This is a genomic window from Acinetobacter sp. ACNIH1 (assembly GCF_002934695.1).
Classification (GTDB): Bacteria; Pseudomonadota; Gammaproteobacteria; order Pseudomonadales; family Moraxellaceae; genus Acinetobacter; species Acinetobacter variabilis.
The window spans coordinates 56,169-78,550 of the sequence record NZ_CP026420.1; the positions used below are offsets into that span (position 1 = coordinate 56,169).

The 22,382-nt window shown below is 40.0% G+C and carries 22 protein-coding genes and 2 pseudogenes; 17 read left to right on the forward strand and 7 right to left on the reverse strand.

The genetic code is table 11. The features are described 5' to 3' along the window. Positions 1-404: 404 nt before the first annotated feature. From gltB to C3F22_RS00310, 6 genes are all read left to right on the forward strand, one after another. The gene (gltB, locus tag C3F22_RS00285) at positions 405-4,880 is read left to right on the forward strand and encodes a glutamate synthase large subunit (protein ID WP_171284735.1); all 4,476 of its coding nucleotides are present in this window, start codon (positions 405-407) and stop codon (positions 4,878-4,880) included. Positions 4,881-4,952: 72 nt separating this feature from the next. Beyond that, on the forward strand, positions 4,953-6,374 hold the full coding sequence (locus C3F22_RS00290) for an FAD-dependent oxidoreductase (protein ID WP_104425619.1): 1,422 nt from the start codon (positions 4,953-4,955) through the stop codon (positions 6,372-6,374). 273 nt (positions 6,375-6,647) lie between these two features. Then, positions 6,648-7,238 carry a LemA family protein gene (locus tag C3F22_RS00295; RefSeq protein ID WP_104425620.1) on the forward strand — a complete coding sequence of 197 codons (591 nt, stop codon included), beginning with the start codon at positions 6,648-6,650 and terminating at the stop codon, positions 7,236-7,238. Between the two features lie 91 nt (positions 7,239-7,329). Then, positions 7,330-8,319 (forward strand): TPM domain-containing protein, encoded by a 990-nt coding sequence (locus tag C3F22_RS00300; protein ID WP_228203593.1) that lies wholly within the window; start codon positions 7,330-7,332, stop codon positions 8,317-8,319. Beyond that, positions 8,313-8,873 carry a TPM domain-containing protein gene (locus C3F22_RS00305; protein ID WP_104425622.1) on the forward strand — a complete coding sequence of 187 codons (561 nt, stop codon included), beginning with the start codon at positions 8,313-8,315 and terminating at the stop codon, positions 8,871-8,873. Before C3F22_RS00300 ends, C3F22_RS00305 begins: the two co-directional genes overlap by 7 nt. A 333-nt stretch (positions 8,874-9,206) precedes the next feature. Beyond that, on the forward strand, positions 9,207-9,725 hold the full coding sequence (locus C3F22_RS00310; RefSeq protein WP_104425623.1) for a hypothetical protein: 519 nt from the start codon (positions 9,207-9,209) through the stop codon (positions 9,723-9,725). A gap of 56 nt (positions 9,726-9,781) precedes the next feature. Here C3F22_RS00310 and C3F22_RS00315 read toward each other — a convergent pair. Beyond that, positions 9,782-9,886, reverse strand: a pseudogene (locus tag C3F22_RS00315) (IS1595 family transposase); the annotation flags it as partial. A 148-nt stretch (positions 9,887-10,034) separates the two neighbouring features. On the opposite strand from C3F22_RS00315, the gene C3F22_RS00320 reads away from it, so the two are divergent. The 3 genes from C3F22_RS00320 to C3F22_RS00330 all read left to right on the forward strand — a co-directional run bounded on the left by C3F22_RS00320 (position 10,035) and on the right by C3F22_RS00330 (position 11,650). After that, a complete protein-coding gene (locus tag C3F22_RS00320) occupies positions 10,035-10,214 on the forward strand; it encodes a hypothetical protein (protein ID WP_104425624.1) in 180 nt (59 codons plus the stop codon). Then, entirely contained in the window at positions 10,211-10,603 is a 393-nt protein-coding gene (locus tag C3F22_RS00325; RefSeq protein WP_104425625.1) for a type II toxin-antitoxin system death-on-curing family toxin, read from the forward strand. Before C3F22_RS00320 ends, C3F22_RS00325 begins: the two co-directional genes overlap by 4 nt. A 270-nt stretch (positions 10,604-10,873) precedes the next feature. Then, positions 10,874-11,650 carry a hypothetical protein gene (locus tag C3F22_RS00330; RefSeq protein ID WP_104425626.1) on the forward strand — a complete coding sequence of 259 codons (777 nt, stop codon included), beginning with the start codon at positions 10,874-10,876 and terminating at the stop codon, positions 11,648-11,650. Between the two features lie 44 nt (positions 11,651-11,694). Here the strand turns inward: C3F22_RS00330 and C3F22_RS00335 are convergent, their stop codons facing one another. Both C3F22_RS00335 and C3F22_RS00340 read right to left on the reverse strand, forming a co-directional pair. Beyond that, positions 11,695-12,315 (reverse strand): HAD family hydrolase, encoded by a 621-nt coding sequence (locus tag C3F22_RS00335; protein ID WP_104425627.1) that lies wholly within the window; start codon positions 12,313-12,315, stop codon positions 11,695-11,697. A gap of 105 nt (positions 12,316-12,420) precedes the next feature. Continuing rightward, positions 12,421-12,687: a hypothetical protein gene (locus C3F22_RS00340; protein WP_104425628.1), complete on the reverse strand. Its 267-nt coding sequence runs from the start codon at positions 12,685-12,687 to the stop codon at positions 12,421-12,423. 159 nt (positions 12,688-12,846) lie between these two features. Between C3F22_RS00340 and C3F22_RS00345 the strand changes: the two genes are divergently transcribed. After that, positions 12,847-13,074 (forward strand): helix-turn-helix domain-containing protein, encoded by a 228-nt coding sequence (locus C3F22_RS00345; RefSeq protein WP_004994336.1) that lies wholly within the window; start codon positions 12,847-12,849, stop codon positions 13,072-13,074. Positions 13,075-13,192: 118 nt separating this feature from the next. Here C3F22_RS00345 and C3F22_RS00350 read toward each other — a convergent pair whose 3' ends face one another. Beyond that, positions 13,193-13,789: a LexA family transcriptional regulator gene (locus C3F22_RS00350; protein ID WP_004994334.1), complete on the reverse strand. Its 597-nt coding sequence runs from the start codon at positions 13,787-13,789 to the stop codon at positions 13,193-13,195. Positions 13,790-13,863: 74 nt separating this feature from the next. On the opposite strand from C3F22_RS00350, the gene C3F22_RS00355 reads away from it, so the two are divergent. The 6 genes from C3F22_RS00355 to C3F22_RS00380 all read left to right on the forward strand — a co-directional run bounded on the left by C3F22_RS00355 (position 13,864) and on the right by C3F22_RS00380 (position 20,406). Next, positions 13,864-14,061: a hypothetical protein gene (locus C3F22_RS00355; RefSeq protein WP_104425630.1), complete on the forward strand. Its 198-nt coding sequence runs from the start codon at positions 13,864-13,866 to the stop codon at positions 14,059-14,061. A 17-nt stretch (positions 14,062-14,078) separates the two neighbouring features. Further along, positions 14,079-14,432 carry a phage antirepressor N-terminal domain-containing protein gene (locus tag C3F22_RS18820; protein ID WP_104425631.1) on the forward strand — a complete coding sequence of 118 codons (354 nt, stop codon included), beginning with the start codon at positions 14,079-14,081 and terminating at the stop codon, positions 14,430-14,432. A 198-nt stretch (positions 14,433-14,630) separates the two neighbouring features. Then, the gene (locus C3F22_RS00365) at positions 14,631-16,058 is read left to right on the forward strand and encodes a tyrosine-type recombinase/integrase (protein ID WP_104425632.1); all 1,428 of its coding nucleotides are present in this window, start codon (positions 14,631-14,633) and stop codon (positions 16,056-16,058) included. Then, positions 16,055-17,992, forward strand: a complete 1,938-nt coding sequence (locus C3F22_RS00370; protein WP_104425633.1) for a hypothetical protein — start codon at positions 16,055-16,057, stop codon at positions 17,990-17,992. Before C3F22_RS00365 ends, C3F22_RS00370 begins: the two co-directional genes overlap by 4 nt. After that, a complete protein-coding gene (locus C3F22_RS00375) occupies positions 17,989-20,046 on the forward strand; it encodes a hypothetical protein (protein ID WP_104425634.1) in 2,058 nt (685 codons plus the stop codon). Before C3F22_RS00370 ends, C3F22_RS00375 begins: the two co-directional genes overlap by 4 nt. 3 nt (positions 20,047-20,049) lie before the next feature. Further along, positions 20,050-20,406 carry a hypothetical protein gene (locus tag C3F22_RS00380; protein WP_104425635.1) on the forward strand — a complete coding sequence of 119 codons (357 nt, stop codon included), beginning with the start codon at positions 20,050-20,052 and terminating at the stop codon, positions 20,404-20,406. A 62-nt stretch (positions 20,407-20,468) separates the two neighbouring features. Here C3F22_RS00380 and C3F22_RS00385 read toward each other — a convergent pair whose 3' ends face one another. Then, on the reverse strand, positions 20,469-20,906 hold the full coding sequence (locus C3F22_RS00385) for a hypothetical protein (RefSeq protein ID WP_104425636.1): 438 nt from the start codon (positions 20,904-20,906) through the stop codon (positions 20,469-20,471). A gap of 42 nt (positions 20,907-20,948) precedes the next feature. Then, a complete protein-coding gene (locus C3F22_RS00390; RefSeq protein WP_104425637.1) occupies positions 20,949-21,482 on the reverse strand; it encodes a hypothetical protein in 534 nt (177 codons plus the stop codon). A 189-nt stretch (positions 21,483-21,671) separates the two neighbouring features. Here C3F22_RS00390 and C3F22_RS00395 point away from each other — a divergent pair. Beyond that, positions 21,672-21,884 (forward strand): annotated as a pseudogene (locus C3F22_RS00395) (hypothetical protein); the annotation flags it as partial. A 23-nt stretch (positions 21,885-21,907) separates the two neighbouring features. On the opposite strand, the gene C3F22_RS18770 reads toward C3F22_RS00395, so the two are convergent. Further along, complete coding sequence (locus C3F22_RS18770; protein ID WP_322872460.1) at positions 21,908-22,297, reverse strand: prepilin-type N-terminal cleavage/methylation domain-containing protein; 390 nt, start codon at positions 22,295-22,297, stop codon at positions 21,908-21,910. Positions 22,298-22,382 lie beyond the last annotated feature (85 nt).

Here is a 22,382-nt window from a genome sequence, read left to right on the forward strand (position 1 = left end):
GCGCTTTTGGTGCAAAAAATACGCACCATAAATAATTATAATTTTCCTTTTGTAGGCTAAATCTTTGTCATTTGTATTGTTTTGATTTTTGCTCCTTAAGTTGGCATGAAATTTGCTTTATTGGTGCATGAATTGAATTAATCTCCCTGTTTTGGCGCGAAAATGATTCGATGAATAGGCGTAATTGTCATCTTTGTTGCTTATTTTTATCTTATCCATCAGCAAAATGAATGTTATTTTTCATGCATTCCGTCTGAAAAAGGATTATGTTGAAAAGATACTCAATGATATTTTGCTCTATAAAGTTGCTTAGCTTGCGGAGTAAATCAGACAGTCACGCACAGCAGAATTTTGATTGTTTAATAGCCTATCGGGCTTAGTGAAAAGAAGGGTACGCTATGCACATGCCATCGCCTAATAATGTAGCTCCCGCTCAAGGTTTATACCAACCGGATGAGTTTAAAGATAACTGTGGTTTCGGTTTGATCGCCCATATGCAGGGTGATGCCAGTCATGATCTGGTCAAGACCGCAATTCATAGTCTAAGTTGTATGACCCACCGTGGCGGTATTGCTGCTGATGGCAAGACCGGTGATGGTTGTGGTCTATTGCTGGCAATGCCTAAAGAATTCTTCCGTGAAGAGGCCAAACGCTTAAGTGACATTACCTTAAGTGAGATTTTTGCTGTGGGTACAGTATTCCTGAATCTGGATCCAGCATTAGCCGCACATGCAAAACAAGTCCTGACGAAAGAAATTGAAGAAGAAGGCTGTCGCGTTATCGCATGGCGTGTTGTACCGACGAATAATGATGCGCTTGGTGAGATTGCGATGCAGTCTCTGCCAGCTTTTGAGCAGGTCATCGTGAACTGCCCAATCGGTGTGACTGAAGTTGAATTCAACCGCAAATTGTTCCTTGCGCGTCGTCGTGCTGAACAGCAGTTAACCAGTGATCCATACTTCTATGTGACGACCTTATGCTCAACTGTAATCAGCTATAAAGGTCTGATGATGCCAGCAGCTATTGCTGACTTCTATACTGACCTGGCTGATGAGCGTCTGGCATCACATATCGTGGTCTTCCACCAACGTTTCTCTACCAATACATTGCCACGCTGGCCATTGGCTCAGCCATTCCGTTACCTTGCCCACAATGGTGAGATCAACACTATTACGGCTAACCGTAACTGGGCAATGGCGCGTACACCTAAATTTGAAAACCCGTTACTGCCAGGTCTGACTGAGCTGAATCCAATCGTAAACCGTACTGGTTCAGATTCATCTAGTCTGGATAACATGCTGGAAATTCTAGTGGGTGGTGGTATGGATCTGTTCCGTGCGCTACGTATGCTGGTTCCACCTGCTTGGCAAAACGTTGAAACGCTTGATGCTGATTTACGTGCGTTCTATGAGTTCAACTCTAAACATATGGAAGCATGGGATGGCCCTGCTGGTTTAGTTATCCAAGACGGTCGTCATGCGATCTGTATGCTGGATCGTAACGGCTTGCGTCCGGCACGTTGGGTCATCACTAAAAATGGCTACATTACACTGGCTTCAGAAATCGGTGTATGGGGCTATGAACCTGAAGATGTCATTTCTAAAGGTCGTGTGGGTCCAGGTCAAATGCTGGTGATCGATACTTATACCGGTAAAGTATTAGATACTCAGGATGTGAATAATCACCTGAAACGTATGCGTCCGTACCGTGAATGGTTACGTGAAAATGCTGTACGTCTACAAGGTAGCCCTGAGCTGGAAGAATATCTATGTGAGCGTGGCTTGAAAGGTGACAACCTGAAAGCGGCACAGAAAATGTTCATGGTAACTTTCGAAGAACGTGACCAGTTGCTGCGTCCAATCGCTGAAAGCGGTCAGGAAGCTGTGGGTTCTATGGGTGATGATACCCCGATGGCGGTTCTGTCACGTCAGGTACGTCATGTATCAGACTATTTCCGTCAGCAGTTCGCACAGGTAACGAATCCGCCAATCGATCCATTACGTGAATCGATTGTAATGTCACTGGAAACCTGTTTAGGTCGTGAACAAAATGTTTTCGAACAGGGTCCAGAACATGCAGACCGTCTGATTATTTCAAGTCCGGTTCTGTCTAATTCAAAAATGCATCAAATCCGCACGTTAGGCCGTACAGGTTATGAGATTGCTGATATTGATCTGAACTATGCTGAAACCGAAGGCCTAGAAGCTGCGATTGCTCGTATTTGCGAAGAATCAGCGCAAGCGATTCGTGACGGCAAAACTTTATTGGTACTTTCAGACAAGAAAATCCGTGAAGGTTTCTTGCCAGCCAATGCTGTGATGGTTACTGGTGCAGTACACCATCATCTGATCAATACTGGTCTGCGTACTGATGCGAACCTGATTGTTGAAACCGGTTTTGCACGTGATCCACATCAATTTGCCGTTTTGCTTGGCTTTGGTGCGACAGCAATTTATCCATACTTAGCATATGACGTGATCAATGATCTGGTGGCTAAAGGTGAATTGCTGGGTGATCCAGTATATGCACAAAATAATTTCCGTAAGGGTATTGAAAAAGGCTTGCTGAAAGTCCTGTCTAAGATGGGTATTTCAACTGTGGCTTCTTACCGTGGCGGTCAGCTGTTTGAAGCAGTCGGTTTATCCAATGAAGTTGTGGACAAATGCTTCGTAGGTGTTCCGAGCCGTATTCAGGGTGCAACTTTTGCTGACCTTGAGAATGACCAGAAACAACTGGCAGATTTGGCCTGGAAAAACCGTAAGCCAATCGATCAGGGTGGTATGCTGAAATTCGTCTTCGGCAAAGAATACCATGCGTTTAACCCGGATGTGATTAACTCCCTACATAAAGCAGTACGTTCTGGTAATTATGCTGACTTTAAAGAATATGCAGAGCTGGTAAACAATCGTCCGATTGCAACCATCCGTGACTTATTCAAGCTGAAAACTGATAACTCAATTCCAGTGGATCAGGTTGAGTCTGTAGAAGATATCCTGCCTCGTTTTGACTCTGCGGGTATGTCTTTGGGTGCACTATCTCCTGAAGCGCATGAAGCGATTGCGATTGCTATGAACACCATTGGTGGTCGTTCTAACTCTGGTGAGGGTGGTGAAGATCCAGCGCGTTATGGCACGATTCGTAACTCAAAAATCAAACAGATTGCATCTGGTCGTTTTGGTGTAACCCCAGCGTACTTAACTTCAGCAGAAGTGTTGCAGATTAAAGTGGCTCAAGGCGCGAAACCGGGTGAAGGTGGTCAGTTACCTGGTGGTAAAGTGAATGGCTTGATTGCCCGTTTACGTTATTCAGTTCCAGGCGTGACCCTGATTTCGCCACCACCACACCATGATATCTATTCAATCGAAGATTTATCTCAGTTAATCTTTGACTTGAAACAGGTCAATCCGCAGGCGATGGTGTCAGTTAAGCTTGTTTCTGAACCAGGTGTCGGTACGATTGCGGCAGGTGTAGCGAAAGCCTATGCTGACTTCATTACCATTTCTGGTTATGACGGCGGTACAGCGGCTTCTCCACTTTCCTCTATTCACCATGCAGGTTCGCCTTGGGAACTTGGTCTAAGTGAAGCGCATCAAGCCCTTCGCGTAAATGACCTGCGTGGTAAAGTCCGCGTACAAACCGATGGTGGTTTAAAAACCGGTTTGGACGTTGTGAAAGCAGCAATTCTGGGTGCAGAAAGCTTCGGTTTTGGTTCGACGCCAATGATCGCATTGGGTTGTAAATACCTGCGTATTTGCCACCTGAATAACTGTGCAACCGGTGTTGCGACTCAGCAGGATCATCTGCGTCAAGAGCACTACATTGGCGAACCACAAATGCTGATCAACTTCTTCACTTTTATTGCTGAAGAAACTCGTGAATGGTTGGCTGCATTGGGTGTATCTAGCCTGAAAGACCTGATCGGTCGTACCGACTTGTTGGAAATCCTGCCAGGTGAAACTGACAAGCATGCTCACCTTGACCTGAGTAAACTGCTAGAGTCACATCCAGCAGCAGAAGGTAAAGCACAGTACTGTGAAGTACAGGGTAATGAACCATTCGATAAAGGTATTTTGGCTGAGAAAATGGTAGAGGAAATTCTGCCAGCAATCGAAGCAGGTACAGGCGGTGAATACAGCTTTACCGTAGGTAACTGTGACCGTTCAATTGGTGCACGTCTGTCAGGTGAAATTGCCAAACGTTATGGCAACCTGAGTATGGAAGCACATCCGGTTAAAGTAAATCTGACTGGTACAGCGGGTCAGTCACTCGGTGTTTGGAATGCCGGTGGTCTGCATCTCAAACTGGAAGGTGATGCGAACGACTACGTGGGTAAAGGTATGGCAGGTGGCCGTATCTCGATCTTCCCACCGAAAGGTTCGCCATTCCAGACTCAAAATACTGCGATCATTGGTAATACCTGTCTGTATGGTGCGACTGGTGGTAAATTGTTTGCTGCGGGTACTGCAGGTGAGCGTTTTGCAGTTCGTAACTCAGGTGCTTTCGCCGTGATTGAGGGTGCAGGCGATCACTGCTGTGAATACATGACTGGCGGTATCGTGACAGTCTTGGGTAAAGTGGGCCATAACTTCGGTGCAGGTATGACCGGCGGTTTTGCTTATGTATTGGACCTGGACAATGATTTCGTAGATCATTACAACCATGAGTTGATTGAACTGAACCGTATCTCAACTGAAGCGATGGAAGAACATCAGACCTTCTTGCTTCGCATTTTAGATGAACATATTGCAGAAACAGGTAGTGCTTGGGCGTACAAGATCCGCCATGAGTTTGATTTCTATAGTCGTAAGTTCTGGCTGGTAAAACCAAAAGCAGCTAACTTATTGACCTTGTTGAAAACAACTCAAGCTGATCCACAATAATTCCACTACTGCAGATATAGGCAGACCTAAGGTAATGCGAATAAAGCCTTAGGTCTACCCACGGAGAGAGAGATGGCAGAGCGCCTAAATAATGACTTTCAATTCCTGGATGTCGCACGCCAAGATCCAGAGAAAAAAGAGATTGACGTCCGCAAAGCAGAATTTGTGGAAATTTATAAACCTTTCACAACAGAAGTGGCTGCAAATCAGTCACATCGTTGTCTAGGTTGTGGTAACCCGTACTGTGAATGGAAATGTCCAGTTCATAACTACATTCCAAACTGGTTGAAGTTACTTGCAGAAGGCCGTATTTTCCAGGCAGCAGAACTGTGTCACCAGACCAATACTTTGCCAGAAGTGTGTGGTCGTGTTTGTCCTCAAGACCGTCTGTGTGAAGGTGCTTGTACCTTAAATGATGGTTTTGGCGCAGTGACGATTGGTAATGCTGAAAAATATATCAATGACACCGCTTTCGCTTTAGGCTGGCGTCCAGATATGTCTCATGTGAAATGGACTGACAAGAAAGTTGCCATCATTGGGGCGGGTCCTGCCGGTCTAGGCTGTGCCGACATTCTGGTGCGTAATGGTGTAAAACCTGTTGTATTTGATAAACGTCCTGAAATTGGTGGTCTGCTGACTTTCGGTATTCCAGAATTCAAGATGGAAAAAGACGTGATGAAACGCCGTCGTGAAATCTTCACGGGTATGGGTGTTGAATTCCGTCTGAATACTGAAATTGGTACCGATGTTACTATCGACCAGTTACTCGCTGACTATGATGCTGTCTTTATGGGTATGGGAACATACACTTATATGAAAGGTGGCTTTGCTGGTGAAGATCTGGATGGCGTATATGATGCACTAGATTTCCTGATTGCTAACGTGAACCGTTGCCAGGGCTGGGAAAAAGATCCATCAGAATACATCAGCGTTGAAGGCAAGAAAGTGATTGTTCTGGGTGGCGGTGATACCGCGATGGACTGTAACCGTACTTCAATCCGTCAAGGTGCTGAGTCAGTGGTTTGTGCTTATCGTCGTGATGAAGCGAACATGCCAGGTTCACGTCGTGAAGTAAAAAATGCACGTGAAGAAGGTGTGGAATTCCAGTTTAACCGTCAACCTATCGAAATCGTGGGTGAAAATGGTAAAGTGACTGGCGTCAAAGTAGTAACGACTCAACTGGGTGAACCAGACAGCCGTGGCCGCCGTAGTCCAGAACCAATTCCAGGTTCAGAAGAAATTCTGCCTGCAGATGCAGTATTGCTGGCATTTGGTTTCCGTACCAGCCCAGCAGACTGGTTTACTGATGTAGAAATCAATCTGGATGGTTCAGGTCGCGTACTTGCAGCCGAGCAGCAGCAATACAAATTCCAGACTTCAAATCCAAAAATCTTTGCCGGTGGTGACATGGTCCGTGGTTCTGACTTGGTCGTGACTGCGATCTGGGAAGGTCGTCAGGCTGCAGAAGGTATTCTGGATTATCTTGATGTTTAATCTAATTTAATCCTCTATTTAAAAAACCCGCTACAGCGGGTTTTTTATTTTTCTGCATTTTACTCATTCAGTCAGCTTAGTTCTAAGTAGTTATAATAAATATGGATTTAAACTTATCAATATATCCAATATTAATTCGTAGCTCTGAAGCAGAACAGAAGGAATAAAAACGGTATAAGTAAAAAATTATAAAAATTAACAAAAAATGAGAAAAATATGTTTAAAATCAAATTTATTAAATAAATATCAATAAAGAATTGAGGACGAGACATCATGCGTGTATTAAAACAATCTCTCATAGCTTTGATGCTGGCCAGTACCTTAACCCTGAGTGGCTGTGGCTATAACACCTTACAAGTTAAGGATGAGGCTGTGACTGCAGCATGGTCTGAAGTGCAAAACCAGTATCAGCGTCGTGCCGACTTGGTGCCGAATCTGGTCAATGTCGTCAAAGGCTATGCAGCGCATGAAGAGCAGGTGTTAACTGAAGTGACTCAGGCACGTGCCAATGTGGCAGGCTTAAAAGTTGATCGTGAAGTGCTGGAAGATCCTGAACTATTCCAGCGTTATCAGGAAGCTCAAGCACAAATGACCAGTGCCTTATCGCGTTTATTGGCCGTAACCGAGAATTATCCTGATTTGAAAGCCAATGAGCAGTTTCGTGATTTGCAGATACAACTTGAGGGTACTGAAAACCGTATTGCGGTAGCACGTAACCGCTATATTACCACTGTACAAGATTTTAACTCTTATGCACGTCAGTTCCCGCAGGTGATGACGGCCAAAGTCATTGGAATGGATACCAAGCCAAACTTTAGTGCAGAGCAGAGTGCGCAACAGGCACCTAAGGTTTCATTTGACTAAGCTTGATCTTGGGTAATCTGCTAATAAGGTGGCTGCAATGATGCATACGAGCGCTGTAAAACTTTGTACAAGTATATTTCTCAGTCTCATTATGAGCCTGATGAATCCTGCCTGGAGTGAAACAGCAACGGCAACTGATACAGAAGAAGTCATTGTTGCACGTGAAATTTTGCAGCCTAAAACGAATCCTACGGATCAAAATGTAGAATCTGCAGATACAGCACCGCAGCCACAAATTGTCAATGATATGGCAGAAGGTCAGGTTCAGCGCGACTTGCCCAGCATGAATGAGCCAGTCATTGATCAGGCAAATTTATTGACAGCAGCAGAAAAACAGCAACTTAGTCAAAGAATTATCAATCTTTATCAGGCGGGTAAGGCTCAGATTGGCGTAGTAATTGTCTCTACCACGGGCCAGGAAGATATTTTTGACTATTCCATGCGTGTGGCAGATCGCTGGCAACTGGGATCAAAAGAACATGATAATGGTTTGTTAATGACCATTGCGGTAAATGACCATCGTATCCAGATTTTAACTGGATATGGGTTAGAAGGTGTTTTGCCAGATATTGTGGCTGGACGAATTATTAATAACAAAATTACACCTTTGTTTAAGCAGGGGCAGTATGCGCAAGGGATAGATGCTGGGCTGGCAGAAATCGAGCGTATTCTAAATCTTGATCCTGAGATTGCAGCTCAAGCAGCGGCTGAGCTTAAAGAACGTCAGGAACAGGCTTATAAAGCACAGCAAGCATCTCAAGCGACTTTTGGTTCAGTTATTTTTATTATCGTCGCTGGTGTCATTGGTTCCATGATCTTTGGCAGGAAGTTGAGTGCGGCCACTGCTGCAGTAGCGGGTACCGCAGCCGGGTTAGTCAATGGTATGGGATTGGTCGCTAGCCTATTAATTGGTGCTGGAGTTTTCTTTTTACTCGTGACCTCACTTGCTCAGTTGATCCTGCATGCCTTTATGGCAGGTGGAAGCCGTGGCGGTGGTAGTGGGCGTGGTGGTTTTGGAGGCGGCGGCTTCGGTGGAGGCGGCGGTGGTTTTGGTGGGGGAGGAGCATCAGGCTCATGGTAACAACTACAGGTACAACAGATATTGTCACGCAGCCTAAGCTGGAAGAACATGCTCAACCAAGTTTTAAGCGCTGGCTTAAGCACTTCTTTTATATGCCTGCAACCAAGCGGTTTTTCTCTAAGCAAGACCAGCACGCGATTGCATTAGCTGTAGAAGAAGCAGAGCATGGGCATGTGGGAGAAATTCAGGTGGTGATTGAAGGATCTTTACCTTCTCGTTCTGCTTATTACCAAGATACGCTGTGTCGTGCCCGCCAACTCTTTGCTGAACTTGGGGTTTGGGATACTGAATATAATAGTGGGGTATTACTCTATTTGAATCTGTGCGAGCACAAGGTTGAAATTGTGATTGATCGGGGAATTAAGAATGCAACGACCCAGCAAGTCTGGGATGAAATTTGCCAAAATATTATCCAGTATTTAGTCCAGCAGAAGTTTAAAGAAGGTGTAATTGAAGGGGTGAAGCAGATTGGAGAGGTGTTAGATCAGTACTATGATCGGAAAATGGATGATTTAAAGAATGAATTGGGCAATAAACCGATTATATTGGGGTGATTTTAGTCAACTAATTGACAATTTTTGTCAGTTAGTTACACAAAAGAAAACATAATGGTTACAAAAATAAAAATATTTTTTTAAAGTGCTGTTTTTTCTTTCAATTTTATTATAATAAAACTTGGCACACTTAGTGCTAAATATAAAATTAAGCTAAATGAGCTTTTTCTTTAGGCTTATACATAAACAAAAAACATTTGTGGAGAATGTTATGAATACAGTACAAAAGGGTTTTACCCTTATTGATACTCCATAAGTGTCCATATAAAATGAACAATCCATAAGTTAGTCGATATGGACATCATAAAGTAGATCACAAATAATAAGCCAACTATGAAGCATAGATATTACTTCAGCTTTCTTTTGATACTCTCCTCATTTAGCCATGCACAAGAATTAGACTTAATTCAACATTCAGATATTTCATCAATTCCTCAAATTGCTTTGAATCAAAAAATCCAAACAGAACTTCAAGCATTGTTAAAACATGATTACCCAAAATTCCAAGCTAATTTTGAACATTATTCAGCTCCTTATTTATTGAAAACAGACGAAGCTTTGTATTATGAAGGTAGGTCTGCATCTAGTTTAGATGCTTCATCGGCTATTATTTTTAAAGATGGACGATTGTTTGCTGCAATTTATTTTGCTGAAACTAAGGCGTTAAAATATTTCAGTAATGACGCGAGTTATTCAAAACAGTTACATCCTGCGATTCAAGTCTTTGCTCAGCAGCGTGAAATTCAAAGTATTGAGTATCTGACAGCTAGAGCGGATAGCATTTTAAAATATCATCTTGGTTCGCCTGCTCAATGTGAGGCTTATATAGAAAAACTAAAGAAACGAAACTAATTTTAGTGATTGAACTTACACATATTTTTATAATTTTGTCTCTAAACTATCAGGGATTAATACTTACTGATGAGCTTCCATAGTTCTTTGGCAAGTTCATCAGGCTCTTTCTTCCACCGCCACTCGCTTTCCTTGAGGTGAAAATCAAAGTAACGGTCACTCTGAAACGGTTTGGCATTCCACCGTACAGCGATGGAACGAGGCAACCCTATATAGGATCATTGTAAAATAGGGTTGAAACATAGGCGAAGTTTGCGGTTGTCCTGTATGTTATATTATGGATATTAAGATAATCGTGTGAGGTGTAATATGGCGAAGCGTTTGAAAGACTTTAAAGTTGAAGACCGAAAGGCTCGTCCAATGATAGCGAGTCAAGTACTCTCTATGCAATTCAGCAATGATGAGGCGACCAAGCGTATTGTGATGCATAGTGCTAAACGTGTCATTCATCAGCATAAAGATGAACTTCTTGAGTTGGCTTACAAATGAGTTTAATTACCTCAACTTTTGTTGTTGCTGTTCATGATGAAATTTTAAAGGAAACGAGTGTAGGGCGTGAGGGCTGTCACTACGATAAGCTTGAAGGGGTATTAAGCCGTATAGATCAGCAAATGTATTATAATCATGTGCATGATTTATTTGAGATAGCGGCTTGGTATGGTATTGCGATAGCGAAAGGACATGCTTTTGTAAATGGAAATAAGCGTACTGAGCTTGCAACGATGTTGACCTTTTTGGAAATTCAAGGTGTATCCATACAAGGTCATACAGGGCTCGATGACCTGATGGTTGATATTGTTGAATCACAGGATGATCAAGAATTATTGGCATTACGTGTTTCTGATTTCTTATATGAACTTTCTGAGCATTCTTCATGATTGAGTTGTCATGTTGTTATCTTAGACGTGGCAAATTTAACGAATAAAATAAACTTATAAGTGAGTCATATAAAATAAACGGGGAATATTTTTCCTTCAATAAGCTCAGGAAACTGTTGGCTGAGACTTCGGCGTGAGCTTAGTCGGATGCTTGTCGAAACCATTGTGTGACAATATACTCCTATGGACTAACTTATACTCAACTTGCACAAATTATGTTGTGTCACGTATGTAACAAGTTGAAATTGTTAAGAAATAGGATAACTAAAAATGCAATCGACTGAATTAAAACAATTACCAGACTGGTTATTAGAACAGTTACCCCAAATGACTGAACCAGCAATTTTATCACTGCGAGATACGAAACTTGTTGTCACTTACCCTGATCGTATGGAAGCAATTCACGAAAGCTTAAAAGACGTACAACACCAGATCCATCATGTCAAACATACAGATTTACAGATTCTACCAGAGGTTTATCAATATTTTGGTGAGGATAAAGAGAATGGTTGCCTATTTTTTAAAACCTCTGAGCATCTTTCTAGTAGTTTGTTTTCCTACACCGATCAAAATAAATTTGAGCATTTACAATCTGCTTTACAGACTGCCTTTGAAAATGAGCAAGCATATCTCGCAAATCCAACGGACTTTTTAACTGCCTATCATTTTATTGATACACACCCAGCTTTTTGGACGGTTATTGGCGATGTACCATCATGGCACTGGAATACATGGGGGCATTGCCAAAATATTTATCACGGTGCATATAATGATGAAGATGATGGGAAATTAGTGATTTATTTAGAGACTGGCTCACATCTCAATAAAGTAGAAGATAGTGGTAAATTATACCAAGAGCATTATCATGATTATCGTTTAGATGTCTGGGCAGATACGTTTGAACAGGCGTTTATCAAGTTGGCGGCAATGGTGTATAAGTTTTTTGACCATCAAGGTGTTGAGCGTCCAGATGTGCCACATATAAAACCAGCATGGGTTCTGGAGCTTGATGAACGAATTGCAGAATTTAAAAAAATGAAAAGATGAGGAGAGCTGTGAGTATTCACTATTAGGGGGACGTCCACGAGTTGTTAAAGTATGTCGTTTAAAACATCTGCCAGCTTTTGACCATTCTTACGATCAATTAAACGTGCTGACATACCAAATTCATTTGGACCACTGTAATCAGCTAAAAGTGTATCTCCAATAAACAAAATGTCTTTGGCATGACATTGTAATTTATCAATTAAATATTGATAAATTTGTGACTCTGGTTTAATTGCTCCAACCCCATAACTCCAAGCATAAGCATCAAGAGAAGGTAAAAATGAAGAAACAACTTTTCCATATGGCATAGCTAAATTTGAGCATAATGCTAATCTGAATCCCAATTTTTTTAATTCTTCCAAAGTTGATAAGGTATCTTCATACAGTCTAATAGAGCGTAACTCTTCATCTAAATCATGCTCAAGTTCTTTCAGAAATTGGTCTGGAATATTTACTGCTAATCGCTTTACAAGCTCTGCCAAATTTAAATTGTGGGACATAATAAATTTGGCATCATCAGGTTTTGGTTGTCGCCCATTTTCTTTTAGCCATTTCATTAATTTTCTATATGGGGAACGTCTTTCCCCTATCTTCACAAGTGTGCCAAATACGTCAAAAACAATGACTGAAGGCTCAATATGGCCTGCTTTTATAAATGATTCCATATTTTGACAACCAATTAAATTGAATTTTACTTTTTGTTGAGATTACCATAAGAGGGATTGCTATAAAAAATTAAGGGAGATATTTGATATCTCCCTTTGATTATTTTATTCACTGAAATTTGCAAACATAATTTTAGGAAAATTTTTCATAAAGTGGCGTCTAACATGATTGAAGTCACTCAGATCATGTTGATTTTTTTCAAAATAATTCACCCAGGCTAAAGTCGCATCTTGGTCATTTAAGTTAGGATTAACATTCAGGAATAAAGCTAAATCAAATGTACGGTCAATATTAAACTCTTTGATTAGAGCAACAGCAGTTGAGCGGGCTTCTTCTGAAACAAAGAATTTTGGAGAAAAATAGTTATTCATAGCTGAACTCGCATAGAAATTATATAATGATATTTAGAAAGGTTAACTTGTCTCACTATGAAACAAAATAACCTTCTATAGGTTAAGTTATCATTCTAAAAATTATTTATCAAGTTAAATTAACTTACTGTAGGTTATTATTCTGATTTGAAGGTTGCTATGATTAGATGTAGATTGTCAGCTTTAATGGGTGAACGAAAAATTTTAAAGTTAAGTGAGGTAGCTCAGGCGACCAGTATTAATCGCAATACGCTAACGAGTCTTTACTATGACCGGGCAATACGAATTGAACTTTCGGTTGCTGATACTTTGTGTAAATATTTTGATTGTAATATGCAAGATCTATTTGAATATACTAATGGGGATGAAGAAAGGGATGACACCTAGTAAAATGTCATCTCTTTTTTTAAAGCTCAATAGGATGTTTTAGATACAACTCAGGATCATTTCAAACTGTCTGAATGTATTAGGCAATACTCTTGCCCTCATACTTGATAACTATTATTTAGATCAACCCTTGCCTGTATACTACTTTACCTAAAACTATTATTTCTGACTCGTTCACCGTGTTATCAGGATAAGCTGAATTGTCTTTAGTTATTTCAATCAACCCATTAGCACTACGGTGTAAACGAACAACCATTCTTTCACCATAGAAATATATTAAATAAATTAATCCCGATATAAAGTATTTATCTGATGTATCAACTAAAACTAAATCATCATTAAAAAGGGTTTCCTGCATTGCATCCCCCTTAATCTTAAAAACGCTTAGTATATCTACTTCATTTAAATGATTTTTAGTGCAAAATGATTTAGAGAGCATAATTTTATCTCCATCATTATTGCTAAAAGATATAACCTGATCGCCATCTAAATCATTTATATCAAGAGAACAAAGATCACTTTTACTGAAAATCTGATCACTTATATCAAGCGCTTTTAAGATTTTCATATATGTAGCTTGACGTGGTTTTGCGGTACCAACTTCATAATCAGAAATTTGTTTTCTTGAAATACCAACTGCATTAGCCAATTCTTGTTGAGATAGCCCTCGCTGTGATCGAAAAAACCTTAAACGCTCAGAGAAATCAGCAACCATAAAAAATCCTTGACAGCTATCAAAACCTATCATAAATTATCAATTACTATCTTGAAGTTATGAAAGGAGTTATCATGTACACATGTTCTTATGATGACGAATTAGCAGATATTGTCAAGGCTGCTGCAAAACGCGAAAACCGCACATATCGCGGTCAATTCAACCACTATTTAAAATTGATCCTTCAGCATGAAGGTCTTTTAGAAAATCCAGACAACAAAAAAGCAGATTGCACTCGCCAAAGTAACCAATCTGCCCACGTTCAACCCTAACCAAAGGAATCGAAACCATGAGAAGTCTAACCCAAATCGCAGTACCTTTCCATAATGCTGAATTATATGTTGTTGAGCATAAAGGGCAACCCTACACCCTCATGCAAACTATTGTTGAAGGTATGGGCTTAGATTGGAAAAGGCAATTCGTCAAACTAAAACAGTGTTTTGCACAAGGTATGGTGGAAATCACCATACCTACAATATGTCACTTACATTTAATAGCCGTCTTGGAAAACCACAAGTATCATTTATTTCAAAAAATTCTTGGATACTGGATAGCGAAAATATTGCAGGAATCATTGGTGATCCATCTGGACCTAAGAAAGAGCTTCTATCTGAAATTATTCAAGCAGCAGCTACATGCTTAACCAAATAATTTCACTACTTATTCCGTAGAGCAATGATTTTCATTCGGCAAAAAGTATAAAAGCCCATGTTGGTCGCATGAGCTCTTATAGATTGTCTTGATTGGTGTCCAGACAATCCCATTTTGATGAATAGGGGCATTTTTGTCAATCCTATCTCAAGGTCGCTTTTTGCCTGTTTTTAATAAACAGGAGGCTCAAATGAGCACTAAACTTAAAAATGGTCAGTCACGTTACCAGTCTAAAGCCAAAGTCGTGACCATCAAAAAATTTCAGTTATTGACGTTGGTTAAGGCAACCCGTTGTTTAAATGATGCAGAGTTCGCAAAATATGGTGACGCTTATCTCGAATTCCCCATGATTATTCAGGGAGATGGTAGCCCTTCAGAAATTTTTAATCTGTACTTGCTGAAAAAATTACAGCAAACAATACAATACGATTTTAAAACGTTTGCTTCAATTGCTAACCAATTGGTTGATTTTCAGCGCTTTTTAGAAGATGAACAGCTGGACTGTTTGAAATTTCATAAGCTAAAACAGTTGAATGCGATTTTTCAATATCGCACTCGTCTTATTGAGCAAGCGAATGCAGGTCTAATTTCAGCTCGCTCTGCAAGTAATCGAATTAATGCGGTAGTGAATTTTTATCGATTTCTCGTTACAGAAGACTTAGTTGATCATCAGCGCTATGGCATACCGTTTAAAGATGTCTACAAATATATTGCCATGGATAATGAGTTTGGCGCACGTCGAAAAATGGCAATTAAGTCGCATGATCTTGCGATTCATGTTCCAGCCAAAGCGCCAAATTCTGAAGCGATTGTGGATGGTGGTGAATTAAGCCCTCTCAGCGTTGAATCGCAAGCAGTCATACTAAAAGCACTACAAAAATCTTCACGTGAATATCAGCTGATGTTCTATCTAGCATTATTCACAGGTGCTCGTTTACAAACGATTTGTACTTTGCGAATCAAAAACTTAATTGGTTGTGAGCTTGATAGTCATGGCTTTATTCGTCTGCCCGTTGGAGCGGGTACAGGTGTGGACACTAAATTTCAAAAGCCGATGACACTTTTGATTCCAAATTGGTTAGTACAAGATCTTAAAATCTATATCAATAGTGAGAAAGCGCGTCTGCGTAGACAGAAATCAAATTATGGCGACTCGGATGAAAACTATGTGTTTCTCACCAAGCTTGGTACACCTTTCTACACCAGCAAAGCTGAACAGCAGAAGTTAACCGAAAAGATCAAAGCATCTGACTCCTTTGAGACTCGACTGAAAATCTATGAAGGTGAAGCAGTACGCAGTTATTTAAAAATGGTGTTATTGCCTGAAATTCGTCTAATTGATCCACAATTTAAAAGTTTCAAATTCCATGACTTACGTGCCAGTTTTGGGATGAATCTGCTGGAAAGTCAGTTACAGCATCTACCTGCAGGGCATTCTGCTATGACCGCTGTTGAGTATGTGCAAGCTCGGATGGGACATCGCAACATCAGCACGACTTTACAGTATTTGAATTATAAATCACGATTGCAATGGCGTAGTAAAATTCAGCATGAGTATGAATCAAGCTTAATGAAATACGTGATGTCTTCTGTCAATTTAGCAGGAGAATTGTCATGAATTTTAGACGCTCTCCACTTTTTGTGCATATTTCAGATATCAATAAACAAATTAATGAGCATGAGCGACTTGTTCTTGTCTGCAAAGATAAGACAGCTTCTTTTGCTTTTAAGACATTTGACATTGGAACTCTGTTTTATCGTAAAAGAGTATTTGGCGAGGCTTTGTCAGAACAACAGTTATCTGCATCTTTTGATGAAAAAAGACGTTATTTTTTGCAATGTTTAACGGACTATTTGTTGCAAATGAGCGGATCAGATTTGTCAAAAGGGCTCTTTTACTACACTAGTAAAATGTTTCTAGATTATGTGAATTTGCAAAAGAAAAATTTTGATTTATCAAATCAAGACAGTGTGATTGATGCGTATCATCGTTACAGCAAATATTTAGTTGATCGCACTTTGCTTGCAGATACTGATGAAGAAAACCTGGCTGCACATACAGCAAAGCAATATCAGCGTAATGCGGCGAAGTTAATCGCATATGTATTTGACTGTCATGAAATTGATATTGTTAGTCAAGCGATGCAAGTCCAATCTCAGCGTTATGATGTTCCTGTTTTGCCAATCGCTAAAGAAGATCATCAAAAAACTTATGCAACTTTTTTGAATGTCTTTCTTGAAATTCATCGTATTGTTGTACAAGAAAATGACTTTCCTGCGCATTTTCAATCTGTGGATGAAGAAGATTTTTATTTTTACTCTGGCTTTCATCATCAAACTGAAAAACAGCATATTCAGTTTGATGTACAGAGTTACTTAGCCAAATATCCAATTATTCCAGCCCTTTCCAAAATGCTGGCTGATTTTGAGTTAGAAGAAGATAGTGAGTATCGAAAACGTGTACGTGAAAATCGCAATCAAGCGATTCGTAAACTTGAAGAACGTAATAAAGACAAGCGACATTTAGAGCGTACAAGACTTGCCTCCTACGGTCTTGCCATCGGCATGCTGTTATTTATTGCGCAAACTGGTGCAAATTTAGACACGGCTCAACAGTTGCAACTGGATACGATGGAAATTCTACCAAGTACTCAAGGGCGCAGATTTTCTGGCACAAAAAGCCGTGCAGGTGACAAGACAGTCTACCCAGAATTTGGGGTTCAATTTGAACCTATTTTTAGGAAAATTCTGGAACTGCGTAAATGGTATATTCGAGATGAAGCATGTGATTTCGTCTTCCCATTACGCAATGAAATTCAACAGTTGGGACCTGTCAGCTACGGCAGATTACAATTAATGAAAAAGCTTTTTCAGCGCATTTTCCCAAGAATGATTTGGATTAAGCCGCAACAGTGGCGTAAGCATAAAAGCAGTCAAACTGTTGAGTTTAGCGCTGGTGATCTACTGCTTGAAGCTGAAGTCATGGGCCACTCACTCGATACCGCAAGAAATAATTATGCACGTACTTCATTTAAAGATGCAGCCCAACAAATTTCACAGTTTTTTAATGAGCTGCGAGAGGTTGCAGTCGCAAAAGCGCGAACAGTTGAACGTATTACAGTGCAAATGCTAGATGAAACTGTTGAAGCTCAAGCCTCACCTGTCGGTGCATGTGCCTCTATCCATCCACAGCCTGAAAAAGCTATTGGGTTTACCGAACAAGCCCCTATACCCAATTGTCAGCAATTTGAACACTGCCTTTTTTGTCAGCATTATGCAGTTCATGCCGATGATGAAGATGTACGTAAACTTTTGTCCTTAAAAAGTTTATTGGGTTACATCAAACAAAAAGCCACAGATTTGATTAAATGGGAGTCGCAGTTTGGGGTGGTTCTACATCGGATTGATGAAGTGCTCACAGAGTTATCAAATGCGTATGTTGAGCTGCGTGAGCGTATTGTCGCTATCCAAGATGAGGTGGAAAGTGGTGATTTAGATGCCTATTGGCTAAATCATTTTGAGCTGTTAATTGATTTGGGGTGGGTCGCATGAGTTCATTCAATTTATATTTATATGCGCATGGTGTTGCTGAGCAGTTCTTACCTGACGAATACCGTCTTGAGAATCATCAGTTGTCCGTTCCCACAAGCTTTATTTTATCCCGTATGTCAAATGGTACAACACTGTCTCAATTTGGTGATGATGTTTGGGATTTTTCACCCTATTTACCAAAGTGTTACTGTAAATTAAATTTTAAGACATGGCTAGAGAATGCACGAGAGGATGATTTTCTATTTGCTCAAATACGTGCAGAAATGAAAAAAATCATCTTTGCGTTATTGTACGTTAAAACAGGCAAGTCGATTATTAAAAGTATTGAGCAGCGCCATCTTGTGTTACGACAGTTTGCCGCTATTGCCTACCGCAATGGTTGCACATTGCAGCAGCTATTTAGCGATGTTGCTTATATGTCAAAAGTGAATGATGCCTATGTTGCTGTACGCTATCAAAAGGCACTTCATATCAAGGCATTTTTAACCGATTGTTTTGTCATACAACAACAGCATCCCCTCGTGATTCCTGCGTTTAGTACATATCAACCGATTGAGCATTTAACAAAAATTGCTGCTCAATTACGCTTGCAGTCGGGCAAAGTTGGTCCACAAACCAAAGTGGTTCCTTCACGGCTTTATATGGCCCTCATTAATGCTTTAACGGATAAATTGAACGAGTTTAATCAAAATGCAGCTGCTTTGCTGCAATGGTTCCAACGTATTCAGCAAGATAAAGCTTTTGCGCGGATGCCACGTGAATTTAAAGATTATAAAAATGCAGTGAGTTTTGTGGATGCTCGCGATTTACTTGGTTTAACTCAACTGTTTGAGAATCATCAGATTCAAAAACATGCAAATTTGACTCGCTACATGACGCTGATTCAAGGCATGGCCAAGCTTTGGATTCACTTATTTACAGGGATGCGCGATAATGAAGTCAATCATCTGTCTTATGACTGTTACCAAACGGTTCAGAGCCATGAGCACCTTGTGCATGTGCTGACGGGCTATACTTCCAAGTTACATGGTGGCGGTAATAAGTCTACGTATTGGATTAGCTTTGAAGATATTCAAATTGGGGTATGTGCAGCGCAAAGTATTGGTGAAATTTACGCCCTGCTCAACCCGCATTATGATTTGTCGAACCCTGCTGAATATCCACTTTTTCCAACGCTGTACTCGCAAAAGCATCGAAATAAAAATAATCAAAATATTAAAAACGAAACGGATTTTGTGTCACATTTTTCAGGTGCTCCGACCCGAACACAAGCCAATTTTAACCAGTATCTAGGCCGTATTTGCGTATCACTGGGTGATGGACTGAAAATTATTGAAAGTGATTTAGCCGAACTAGAAGCTTTCGATGCTTTCCGCAACTGGCGGGACGAAAAAGACTGTCAGATTGGCAAATATTGGAATATCTGTACTCATCAATTTCGGCGTTCTTTAGCAGTATATGGTGCGCGTTCAGGTGTGATCGGTTTGGGGGCTTTGTCAGTTCAATATAAGCATTTAACTGAAGCGATGACGTTATATTATCGGGAGAACTCAGTATTTGCTCCCAATATTTTAGCCAGCGATAGTCAAAAAGAGTTTATTCAAGAGTTGCAATATCAGCGTTTAGTACATTCCTATGCACAGTTTGAGGAAGGTGTAATCAATAGCTCTAGTCGTTTACTGGGCGGTGCAGGAACCTATTTGCAGCTGCAAAAAGACCGTGAACAATTGTTGAAGGTTTTTCCTAACCGTGATGAGGCCATTAAGCGCATGAAAAAAGGTGAAATTGCCTATAAATCTAGCCTTTTTGGTGCCTGTACCAACCCAGATGCTTGCGAAAAAATTTCCTTTACTGCGATAACCAGTTGTTTGAGCTGTGCACATGCAGTTTTTGATGCTGGCAGTGCCGAGAAAATGCAAAAGGCAGTGCAACGGATACAACGAGTGCGTGACACACAAGCACAGGGCAGTTTGTTATACGGGCAAATGGATGGTGACATTATGGCGCTGCATAAAATGATTCAAAAAATTCAAATTTTGAATATTGAGGCTTAAAATATGAGTGCACAGAATGAATATGATGCTGCTTTAGAACGATTAAAGGCCAATAAGCCAACAATTCTGCCCAAAGGTTCTGCCATTAATAATGACACGGTGGCACTTGAAGCAGGACGTAAACGAGGTTCGATTAAGAAGAGTCGTCACGCTGCACTGGTACAGGCAATTGAGCTGGCTGCACAGCAAGCGGGGCAAAATGTTCTTTCCCCGACACAGCAAATTGAGCAGGCGAAAAGTAAGACCAAGGCAGTGAAGAGTGATTATGAACAACTTCAGGAAGATTATGAAATATTACTGGGAAAGTGTACTTCTTTGTTGATGGAAAATTTTGAATTGAGGCAGAAAACGGGCTGTTAATGTGTTGTATGGCAGAAATTGAGGAAAGAGTCTAACCAAGTGGAAGGCTCGACTCTTTTAAATTAGCAAGACTTAACAAAACCGCCTTCACCATCGTTTTGGAATCCATGCTGCATAAGAAAGGAGGTGATCTTTTGGTAATTTTTATTTGCGGGTTTGACAATACCTAACCATTGCGTTTGCGGATTGATCCATTCTTGTGGAAGTTCAGATTTAAGCCTATCGAGATCAGAGAGTGCATTTGAACTAAACCCTTGAAATTTCGCTGCATGAAGCGATTTTGCTAGATTAATTTCAATCATATTTTCATCGGAATAAAAAACAAACCATAGAAAACCAATAACCTTGTCATCTGCATTTAAGACTTCAAAAAAATTGGTCACGGCCAATTGACCACCGACTGGCGTGTTATAACCAAAGGTGGTTGGGTTGCTGATCAACTCATATAAATTATGATCAACAACAGGATTTGGTTTCTTACGGTAAATATAGGGTGACATGCTTTGCCTGTAAATATAGAGGATTAAGTGGATCAATCCATACTAAGAAAGAGTAAAGAGAGGAAATTCACTTGTGAATTTAATTTGATTGAGTAAACTTTCTACGTCTTTATAGACTAGAGTTTGTTTCTTTATCAACAAATTCGCCATTTTTTTTATAAAAAATTGATTTAATTTGATAAAATCATCTGAAATTTTGGTGTGTTGCTTAAATAATGTTAGGTTTTGCTCTAGGCTATTCATCTTATTTTCAGCCGCACATTTGTTCCAGCACTTCTGATCATTTTCAAATAAAGTTTCGTTTGCCGTTCCATTAATTAATAAATCAGCACGATACCCCATTAAGTAGTTAATCATTAACCACTCTTTAAAATTTTCTTGTTTTTCGTATTGCGATAAATCTAAGCTCACATGTCCAGATGTTTGAATACCATTGATATCTAATCCATTTTTGTTCATTTCTATAATAAAAGATTGGTCTGAAGCTAAGTTTTTGCCAAATACCGCACAAGCAAGTAGATGTCCAGCCTCATGTACTGCAATATGCCACAATAATTGTTCATCTTCATTTAACATTTGCTATTCCCCCATGTAATCTTAATCAGAAAAGAAGTTGACCCAAAAGCTGTTGAGTTTTTCTTAAAATAGATTGTAATTCAATTACATTCTTACAAAAGTATTGTTTTGGCTTTGATACTTACGTTAAGTTTAACCATTTTTTGTACTAAAGAAGTCAATTTAAAAATTTAAATTATTGTTTTTATTTATGCAGCACTGGTGGAGGCAATTGAGCAAGCAGCACAGCAAGTTGGGCAAAATGTTCTTTCACCGACACAGCAAATTGAACAAGCTAAAAGTAAGACCAAAGCGGTGAAAAGTGATTATGAGCAGTTAAAGGAGGATTATGAAAAATTGCTGGGAAAGTGCAATTCTCTATTGCTAGAAAATTTTGAATTAAAACAAAAAACGCATCTTTAAAGATGCGTTTTTTTATTTAAAAATTAACTACCTGCTTTAACTTCACAAAGTAACTGATCACCTAAGGTACATTCAGCAATATTGCCTTCAACTAATGGGTTTTTAATAGCGCCAACAAGGGAACCTGGTGTTTTTACACCATCAGCTTCGGTTGGTGCTGTATAAGTTAAAGACCCACATGCTCTTTTCATCGCTTCAATTTCTGTTTTACTGTTAGACTTATCACCTTCAGGATCATTCTGCAACACATACTGCTGATTAGCAATACCTTTTACTTCTGCTAAACATCCACTTTCAGAAGCTTTTTTAGTGTAGTTTTGATAAGCAGGAATCGCAATAGCAGCAAGAATACCGATAATAGCGACTACAATCATGAGTTCGATCAGGGTGAAGCCCTGTTGATTTGATTTCATAACATTCTCCACAAATGTTTGTTAATTTAGTTATAAGCTTTGTAAGCTAGTTTATAGTTTGCACAAACTGTGCCAAAGCATATTA